8 protein-coding genes are annotated in these 8,494 nt (G+C 69.8%); 3 read left to right on the plus strand and 5 right to left on the minus strand.

The genetic code is table 11. The annotated features are described in order from the left end of the window. Positions 1-768, plus strand: a 768-nt coding sequence (locus P2P98_RS14805; RefSeq protein ID WP_275800876.1) for a DNA-formamidopyrimidine glycosylase family protein, incomplete at its 5' end; no start/stop codon positions are given. A 48-nt stretch (positions 769-816) separates the two neighbouring features. Here the strand turns inward: P2P98_RS14805 and P2P98_RS14810 are convergent. Further along, the gene (locus tag P2P98_RS14810; RefSeq protein WP_275800877.1) at positions 817-1,365 is read right to left on the minus strand and encodes a type 1 glutamine amidotransferase domain-containing protein; all 549 of its coding nucleotides are present in this window, start codon (positions 1,363-1,365) and stop codon (positions 817-819) included. A gap of 189 nt (positions 1,366-1,554) precedes the next feature. On the opposite strand from P2P98_RS14810, the gene P2P98_RS14815 reads away from it, so the two are divergent. Further along, positions 1,555-1,692: a hypothetical protein gene (locus P2P98_RS14815; RefSeq protein WP_193752701.1), complete on the plus strand. Its 138-nt coding sequence runs from the start codon at positions 1,555-1,557 to the stop codon at positions 1,690-1,692. Positions 1,693-1,713: 21 nt separating this feature from the next. Here the strand turns inward: P2P98_RS14815 and P2P98_RS14820 are convergent, their stop codons facing one another. Beyond that, the gene (locus P2P98_RS14820; RefSeq protein WP_275800879.1) at positions 1,714-3,189 is read right to left on the minus strand and encodes an MDR family MFS transporter; all 1,476 of its coding nucleotides are present in this window, start codon (positions 3,187-3,189) and stop codon (positions 1,714-1,716) included. 196 nt (positions 3,190-3,385) lie between these two features. On the opposite strand from P2P98_RS14820, the gene P2P98_RS14825 reads away from it, so the two are divergent. Further along, positions 3,386-5,329, plus strand: coding sequence for an ABC transporter ATP-binding protein (locus tag P2P98_RS14825; protein WP_275800881.1), 1,944 nt, complete (start codon positions 3,386-3,388; stop codon positions 5,327-5,329). A 250-nt stretch (positions 5,330-5,579) separates the two neighbouring features. Here the strand turns inward: P2P98_RS14825 and P2P98_RS14830 are convergent, their stop codons facing one another. The 3 genes from P2P98_RS14830 to nadC are packed head-to-tail and all read right to left on the minus strand — an operon-like array spanning position 5,580 to position 8,457. Further along, the gene (locus P2P98_RS14830; protein WP_275800883.1) at positions 5,580-6,476 is read right to left on the minus strand and encodes a glycosyltransferase family 2 protein; all 897 of its coding nucleotides are present in this window, start codon (positions 6,474-6,476) and stop codon (positions 5,580-5,582) included. After that, positions 6,473-7,603, minus strand: coding sequence for a cysteine desulfurase family protein (locus tag P2P98_RS14835; protein ID WP_275800885.1), 1,131 nt, complete (start codon positions 7,601-7,603; stop codon positions 6,473-6,475). The genes P2P98_RS14830 and P2P98_RS14835 overlap by 4 nt, the downstream gene beginning before the upstream one ends. Continuing rightward, positions 7,600-8,457, minus strand: coding sequence for a carboxylating nicotinate-nucleotide diphosphorylase (nadC, locus tag P2P98_RS14840; RefSeq protein ID WP_275800887.1), 858 nt, complete (start codon positions 8,455-8,457; stop codon positions 7,600-7,602). The genes P2P98_RS14835 and nadC overlap by 4 nt, the downstream gene beginning before the upstream one ends. Positions 8,458-8,494: the final 37 nt, after the last annotated feature.

Here is an 8,494-nt window from a genome sequence, read left to right on the forward strand (position 1 = left end):
GGTCACATCGTCCGCGAGGTCGACCTCGTGGAGGGCCGCGCGTTGAAAACGCGAGCGCGTCCGCTCACCGAACTGATCGGACGTCCCGTCACCGGGGCGACCCGCCACGGAAAGCACCTCGACCTCGATCTCGACGGCGTGCACCTCGGGATCGGCTTCGGCCGCGCCGGGTGGGCGACGTGGCGCGAGTCGTCAGACGCAGACGTGGAGTCGCCCGCCCCAGAGATCGCGCGATTCGTGTTCGATCACGGCATCCTGGGCATCACCGATGCGGGCGAGTGGCTCTCTGTGCAGCTCCACGTCGTGGATGCGCCCGACGACGTGCCGGCGGTGGCGAAGCTGGGACCGGATGCCATCGACCCGGGCTACTCGCGGGGAATGCTCGCGGAGGCCCTCGGGGGCCGCCGCAAACAGCTCAAGGCGCTGCTTCAGGAGCAGGAGACGCTGGCGGGGATCGGCAACGCGTACTCGGACGAGATCCTGTACGCGGCGCGGCTCTCGCCGACGGCGCACGCCTCGGCCCTGAGCGAGGACGACATCACGAGGCTGCATCTGGCGCTGCACGACACGCTCACGGCCGCGGTGATCGCGCGTCGCGGAGTGCCCATCGCCGAGCAGAAGGCCGCGAAGGTCGCGTCGATGCGGGTCCACGGTCGGACCGGCGAGCCGTGTCCCGAGGGCGACGGCGTGATCGAGGACATCCCCGGCACGAAGGGCGCCGGCCAGTGGTGCCCGTCGTGCCAGGTCCTGCCCGACGGCTCGGCGTGACGACAACGGCCCCGCACCGAGGTGCGGGGCCGTTCTGCTCGGGAGGGGTCAGGCCGTCTGGCCCGCGTGGCGGCCCTCGGCGACCTCTTCCACGAGCTTGGCGTTGAACGCGGGCAGGTCGTCGGGGTTGCGGCTCGAGACGAGACCCTGGTCGACGTGGACCTCCTCGTCGACCCACGTCGCTCCCGCGTTGCGCAGATCGGTCTGCAGCGTCGGGTAGCTGGTCAGCGTCCGACCCTTGAGGACGTCGGCCTCCGTGAGGATCCACCCGCCGTGGCAGATGACGGCGACGGGCTTGTGCTGCGCGAAGAAGTCGCGAGTGAACGACACGGCATCCGTCACGATGCGGATGTCGTCCGCGTTCTGGACGCCACCGGGAAGCACGAGGGCATCGAAGTCGCCGGCCGACGCCGAGGAGACGTCGAGGTCGACCTTCTGCTCGTGGCCCTTCTCACCCGTGATGCTGCCCTCGCTCGGCGAGACGAGCACGGCCTCCGCGCCCGCCGAGGTCACCGCCTCCCAGGGGCTGGTGAGCTCGCTGTCTTCGAAACCGTCGGTGAGCAGGAATGCGATGCGCTTGCCGCTGAGATCGGTCATGGTTCGACTCTCTCTTTCTCGATCGGGGTCTCTCCGCGCGGTGGACCGCGGGACCGTCCCGACCGGGTTCTCGATCGGGGTGTTCCCACGCTATGAACGGCGGGACCGCCTCGAACGGGGGTTGCGGATGCCGAGGCCCGGCGTTACGGCGCGGCCCCGCCTCGCGCGCACGGGCGTAGCATGGAGCGCATGTCCGGTGACACCACGTCTGACACGACCTCCGCTTCCAAGCCCGTTCTCACTCTCCTGAACGGCCCGGGCGACGAGGCGCAGAAGTCGTCCCGTCCCGCGTCGCAGTGCTGCGGCGGGGGTTCCTGCTCGCTCTGAGCAGACGGCGTTCGCCTCGCGTCAGTGGCCGACGGGAGCGGATCCCTCGACCTGATCCGCGGGCTTGCGGATGACGAAGGCACCTGCGATGAGCGGGAGCGAGATGATCGCGGCGATCATGAACGCGGTGCGCGTGCCCGTGGCATCCGCCTCGATCCCCTCGCCGGTCGCGGCCGCCACGGACGACATCACCGTGATCAGGAGCGCGATGCCCGCCGCTCCCGCCACCTGCTGCACCGTTCCGACGACGGCTGAGCCGTAGGAGTAGAACCGGGGCTCGAGTGAGCCGAGCGAGGCCGTGAACAGCGGCGTGAACGACAGAGCGAGACCGATCATCATGACGGTCTGCACCACGATCAGCAGAGCGAACGACGTCTCGGTTCCGACCGTCGTGTAGAACCACAGCGTGGCGCTGACGATGACGGCACCGGGGACGAGGAGCACCTGCGTTCCGAACCGGTCGTAGATGCGTCCGATCACCGGGCCGGCGAGACCCATGACGAGCGAACCGGGCAGGACCGCGAGGCCCGTTTCGAGCGGGGTCTTACCCAGCACCGTCTGCAGGTACAGCGGGAGAAGCGTGATCGCGCCGAAGAACGCCAGCGACATCACACCCAGCTGTGCGACGGTCAGCGTGAACGCACCCGAGCGGAATACCCGAAGATCCAGCAGCGCGGAGTCGGTGCGCTGCAGGCGGATCTGACGCCAGATGAACGCGCCCAGACCGAGCACCCCGATCGTCAGGGCGGCGATCAGGGACACGAGCGAGGTCGAGGCGGCATCCGGGTCGCCGCCGTGACCGCCGCCGATCTGGCTGAGACCGAAGACGAGGCCGCCGAAGCCGAGAGCCGACAGGATCACGGATGCCACATCGATCGGGGCCGTGCGGGTCTCGCCGAGGTTGTGGATCCAGCGCGCGCCGACGAAGAGTGAGACGAGGGCGATCGGCAGAACGATCCCGAAGATCCAGTGCCAGCCGAGGGATTGCAGGATCAGGCCCGACATCGTCGGACCGATGGCCGGCGCGAGCGCCATGACGATGCTGACGCGACCCATCATGCGGCCGCGGTGCTGCGGCGGCACGATCGTCATGATCGTCGTCATCAACAGCGGCATCATGATCGCGGTACCGGATGCCTGGATCACCCGCGCGACCACGAGGAGCTCGAAGCCCGGCGAGAGGAATGCCACGAGGGTTCCGGTCGAGAACAGCGTCATCGCGGTGATGAACACCTGTCGCGTGGTGAAGCGCTGCAGCAGGAATCCCGTGATCGGGATGACGACGGCCATCGTCAGCATGAACGCGGTGGTGAGCCACTGCGCGGAGACCGCGGTGATGCCGAGATCGCGGATGAGGAACGGGATTGCGACGTTCATCGTCGTCTCGTTCAGCATCGCCACGAAAGCGGCGGTGAGCAGCAGCCAGATCACGCGGCTCTGCGCCGTCGTGACGCCCGAGGCGGTGGGCGGGGGTGCGGTGGTGCCGGTGGCGGCCATGACGAGGTCCTTTGCGTGCGGGGGGCTTCGTGGCGCCGGAACGGCGACGTGCTCCGGTGGCAACGGTGCCCACCGGCGAGATATTCCACCGTCGAAGAAATTCGAGGAAAGAGATGCGGGTCACCGAGCCTAGCCGCCGGGGCCACGGGCCGAGCGGCGAGAGCCGATGTCGGTGAGCGGACGTAGGCTGGCCCGCATGGGCCCAGGTGGAGTCGGCGGAAGCATGTTCCGCGGTGTCGATGCGGCCGAGCAGCGTCGACGCAACGCTCAGGCGCCCCGTGTCGCGAATCTCGGTAAGCGCGTCGTCGACCTCTTCCGGCCGTACCGGGGGCGAATCGCGATCACGGTGCTGCTCGTGATCGTGGCGTCGGCGGTCGGCGTCATCCCGCCCTTGCTCGTGCAGCGCATCTTCGATGACGCGCTCTTCCCGATCGACGGCACGCCGCCGGATCTGGGTCTGCTCAGCCTTCTCGTGAGCGTGATGATCGCGTTGTTCCTGCTCTCGGCGGGATTGAACGTGGCGCAGACGTGGTTCACCGCCACGGTCGGGAACCGTGTCACGGGCGATCTGCGCACCCGGCTGTTCGATCACCTGCAGGCGATGGAGCTCGGTTTCTTCACCCGCACGAAGACCGGTGTGATCCAGTCGCGGCTGCAGAACGACGTCGGCGGTGTGTCCGGTGTGCTCACCAACACCGTCACGAGCATCCTGGGCAACGCGGTCACCGTCATCGCCTCGCTCGTGGCCATGATCCTCATCGATTGGCGGCTCACGCTGATCGCCGTCGCCCTCATGCCGTTCCTCATCTTCGTGCAGCGGCGCGTGGGACAGGTGCGCGCGCGGATCGCGGGAGAGACCCAGGAGTCGCTGTCCGAGCTGTCCGCGATCACGCAAGAGACGTTGAGCGTGTCCGGCATCCTGCTGTCGAAGTCGTTCAACCGGCAGCGAACGGAGTCGGCCCGTTTCGACGCCGAGAACGACAACCAGGTCCATCTCCAGGTGCGGCGGGCGATGAGCGGCCAGGGCTTCTTCGCGGTGGTCCAGGTCATCATGTCGAGCGTTCCCGCCGTGATCTACCTCGTCGCCGGCTTCCTGATCGCCGGGGGGACCGGGGCGATCACCGCGGGCACCATCGTGGCGTTCACGACGGTCCAGGCTCGGCTGCTCATGCCGCTCATGGGGCTCATGCGCGTGGCGCTCGACGTGCAGACGTCGTCCGCGTTGTTCGCGCGCATCTTCGAGTACCTCGACCTGCGCCCCGCGATCGTCGACGCGCCCGACGCGCTGCCCGTGTCCGCCGCCCCCGGGCCGGTGGGGCGGATCGAGTTCCGCGATGTCGAGTTCCGCTACCCCGATGCGCCCGTGCATGCGCGTCCCACTCTCGACGGTGTGTCGTTCACGGTCGAACCCGGCCAGCACGTCGCCTTCGTCGGACCATCGGGTGCGGGCAAGACGACGATCCTCTATCTGACCCCCCGGATGTACGAGGCGAGCGCGGGATCGGTGATGTTCTCGGGAGCGGATGTGCGAACGCTCGACCGGGCGTCGATCATCGACGAGATAGGAATCGTGTCGCAGGAGACCTACCTCTTCCACGCGACCGTGCGCGAGAACCTCCGCTACGCGCGCCCCGACGCGACCGACGAGGAGATCGAGGCCGCGTGTCGCGCGGCGAACATCCACCACGTGATCGCCGGGTTCGAGGCGGGATACGACACCGTCGTCGGAGAGCGCGGATACCGCTTGTCCGGTGGAGAGAAGCAGCGCATCGCCATCGCGCGTGTACTGCTGAAAGACCCCCCGGTGCTTCTCCTCGACGAGGCGACGAGCGCTCTCGACACGGTGTCGGAGCGGATCGTGCAGGAGGCGCTCGAGACCGCGTCCCATGGCCGGACGACCCTGTCGATCGCCCACCGGTTGTCCACGGTGATCGGTGCGGATCGAATCCACGTCGTGGACGCGGGGCGCATCGTCGAGTCGGGCACGCACGCCGAGCTTCTCGCCGCGGGCGGTCTGTACGCGAGCCTCGCGGCCGAGCAGCTCGCGGCGACGTTCGTGCTCGCGGAGGAGGAGCGGGATGCCGCGGGCCTCGCCCGCGCGGCGCTGCCCGCGCGTCGTGCCGACGAGGCGCCCGCCTGAGCTGTGGCGCGCGGGTGACTTCGGGCCGGCGAAAGGCCCGGAGCGCGGTGTGGACCGGTGGCTTCGACAGGCTCAGCCACCTGTGTGGGCTCAGCCACCTGTGTGGGCTCAGCCACCTGTGTGGGCTCGGCCACCTGTGTGGGCTCGGCCACCTGTGTGGGCTCGGCCACTTGTGCGCGAGTCCCTGACAGCGGGCGTTCTGGGCCTCCTCCGAGGTCCCTGAGCCTGTCGAAGGGACCGCCCCGCGGCGTCAGCCGGGCAGCGTCTCCAGGAACGCCTCGAGAGCGATGCGATACGCGGGATCAGGGTGCGTCTCGGCGATGCGGAGCAGCGGCGGGAGATCGAGCGTGCGGATCAGCGCTCCGCGCTGCGCGATCGCGGCGTCCGCCCCGGCCGCGCGCAGCACCGCGATGCCCTCGCCGAGGGCTTCGAGGTAATCGCGCAGCACGTCGAGCTCGCCGAGGCGCTGCGTGATCGACCCCCCGTCGCGGCGCTGCCGCCACTCGACGATGACGTCGGGGATCACGTCGAACGCCTCGGCGCTCGTGTACATCCGCTGCGCCAGCACCTGATCCTCGTAGTACCGCCCCTCGGGGAAGCGGAGACCGTGTTCCCGCCAGAAGGCCGTGCGACTGAGCTTCGACCACGCGACGATGTTCCCGGATGCCGCGGGGTGCGCCGCGAGCGTGGTCCGCTGTCGCGCCGGGTCGGTGGCGGCCGCGACCCAGGGCTGAACGTCGCCCGGGGTGTAACCCGGGCCCTCGGCATCCGGTCGAAGGCGTACGTACGCTCCCACCACGAAATCGCTGCTCGTGCGATCGAGCGTGTTCGCCAGCCGGGTCAGGGCGTCGGGTCGCAGGAGGTCGTCGGCATCGAGGAAGGCCGTGTACGGCGTCTCGACCCGCGCGAGCCCGGTGTTTCGCGCCGCGCCGAGTCCGCGTTGCTTCTCGTGGCGGACGACGCGGAAGCGCGGGTCGGCGGCTGCCGCGTCCGCGAACAGATGCCGGGTGTCGTCGGTGGACGCGTCGTCGACGAGCACCGCGGTCCAGTGTCGGTGCGTCTGCGCGCGGAGGGAGTCGAGGGCCTCTTCGGCGTAGTCGGCGACGTTGAAGCCGGGAATGATGACAGTGACGCCCGTGGTGCTCACTCGGGCGATCCTACGGCGGTCACGGCAGCCTGGACCGCTCGGGCGACCGGTTCCAAGGAAGCCGTCAGCCCGTGCGGGAAGGTGAACCTGACCGCGGTGCGCGCCTCGTCGTGGGAGAGGCCGAGCGCCAGGAGGACGTGCGAGGCTTCGTCGCTGCCCGCGGCGCACGCCGACCCGCTGGACGACACGATGCCGCGACGTTCCAGCTCGAGCAGGACGGTTTCGCCGTTCGTACCCGGGAAGACGAAGCTCGCGGTGGCCGGAAGGCGCCGAGACGGGTGTCCGGTGAGCCGCGCACCCGGGACCAGGTCGAGCACCCGCGCGATGAACTCGTCGCGCAGACCCGAGACGCGCTCGGCCTCGCCGGCGCGTTCTGCCTCGGCGAGTTCCAGCGCGCGGGCGATCGCGACCGCGCCCGCGACGTCGGGGGTGCCGGATCGGCGCCCGCGTTCCTGCCCCCCGCCGTGCAGCAGCGGTTCGAAAGGGAGACGCCCCCGCACGGCGAGGATCCCCGTGCCCTTCGGGGCGCCGATCTTGTGCCCGGCGACCGTGAGCGCGTCGGCCCCGAGCCCCGCGAGGGGAAGCCACCCCGCGGTCTGGACGGCGTCGAGGTGCACGGGGACGCGCCGGTCGTGGGCGACGGCGACGAGGGCGGCGGCATCCTGCACCGTGCCGATCTCGTTGTTCGCGTATCCGACGCTCACCAGTGCGGTGTCATCGCGGAGCGCGCCGGCGAGCGTATCCGGAGTCAGGGTGCCGGTCGAGTCGACCCGGGCGTGCGTGACGTCGACTCCGTGCAGACGAGCGAGGTAGTCCGCTGACGCGAGGACGGACTCGTGCTCGATCGCGGTCGTGACGAGGTGCTTCTTGCCGGAGCCGAGGACGAGTCCCTTGATCGCGGCGTTGTTGGACTCGGTGCCGCCGGAGGTGAAGAGAATGTCGCTCGTCCGCATCCCGAGCACTCCGGCGACGCGTGATCGCGCGTCGTCCAGGGCGGATGCCGCTGCCTCGCCGACCTCGTGATGGCTCGACGGATTACCGAAGAACCGCGTGAGGTAGGGCGCCATGGCCTCGAGCACTTCGGGGCGCACGGGGGTTGTGGCGGCGTTGTCGAGGTAGAGGCTCACGCCGTCTCGATCTGGATGTCCAGGCCCAGGTCGAGCGCGGGAGCGGAGTGGGTGAGAGCGCCGACCGAGATGACGTCGACGCCCGTTTCGGCGATGGCGCGGACGGTGTCGAGCGTCACGCCGCCCGAGGCTTCGACCTGAGCGGCGCCGGCGATGCGGGCGACGCCGAGACGCAGGTCGTCGATGGAGAAGTTGTCGAGCATGATCGTGCCGACGCCGGCGGCCAGCACCGCGTCGATCTGGTCGAGCCGGTCGACCTCGACCTCGACGTGCGTGGTGTGGGGGAGGCGGGCGATCGCCCCTTCGAGCGCCTGCGTGACGGACAGCCCTCCGGAGGTGAGCACGGCGAGGTGGTTGTCCTTGGCCATGACCGCGTCGGAGAGCGAGAAGCGGTGGTTGTGTCCTCCGCCGTCACGCACTGCCTGGCGCTCGATCGCGCGAAGGCCCGGTGTGGTCTTGCGCGTGTCGACGATGCGTGCACCGGTGTGCGCGACTTCGGCGACGTACCGGCTGGTGAGGGTCGCGATGCCGGACATCCGCTGCACGAAGTTGAGCCCGATGCGCTCGGCGGTGAGCACGGCGCGCGCGGGACCCGAGACCGTCGCCAGCGTGTCGCCCGGGGCGAACCGCTCGCCGTCGGCCACGTGCTGCTCGACGACGATCGAAGGATCGGTGAGGGTGAAAGCGGCCGCGAACACCGCCGCGCCGCTGAAGACCCCGTCGACGCGGGCGACGAGGGCGGCGCGGGCGACGGCATCCGCGGGGATGAGCGTCTCGCTCGTCAGGTCGCCCCAGGGGGCGTCCTCGGCCAGAGCGGCTGAGACGACGCGTTCGATCGCGGCACGGGTCAGCATGCGAAGGCCTCCTGAACGGGCGGGATGGATGCCATGG

The sequence above is a fragment of the Microbacterium sp. Kw_RZR3 genome, assembly GCF_029222405.1.
GTDB lineage: Bacteria > Actinomycetota > Actinomycetes > Actinomycetales > Microbacteriaceae > Microbacterium.

Excerpts from the sequence above, each read along its gene's own strand:
- nadC (WP_275800887.1), bottom strand. The coding sequence starts at position 8,457 with ATGCTGACCCGTGCCGCGATCGAACGCGTCGTCTCAGCCGCTCTGGCC.
- P2P98_RS14810 (WP_275800877.1), bottom strand. The coding sequence starts at position 1,365 with ATGACCGATCTCAGCGGCAAGCGCATCGCATTCCTGCTCACCGACGGT.
- P2P98_RS14825 (WP_275800881.1), top strand. The coding sequence starts at position 3,386 with ATGGGCCCAGGTGGAGTCGGCGGAAGCATGTTCCGCGGTGTCGATGCG.
- P2P98_RS14820 (WP_275800879.1), bottom strand. The coding sequence starts at position 3,189 with ATGGCCGCCACCGGCACCACCGCACCCCCGCCCACCGCCTCGGGCGTC.
- P2P98_RS14815 (WP_193752701.1), top strand. The coding sequence starts at position 1,555 with ATGTCCGGTGACACCACGTCTGACACGACCTCCGCTTCCAAGCCCGTT.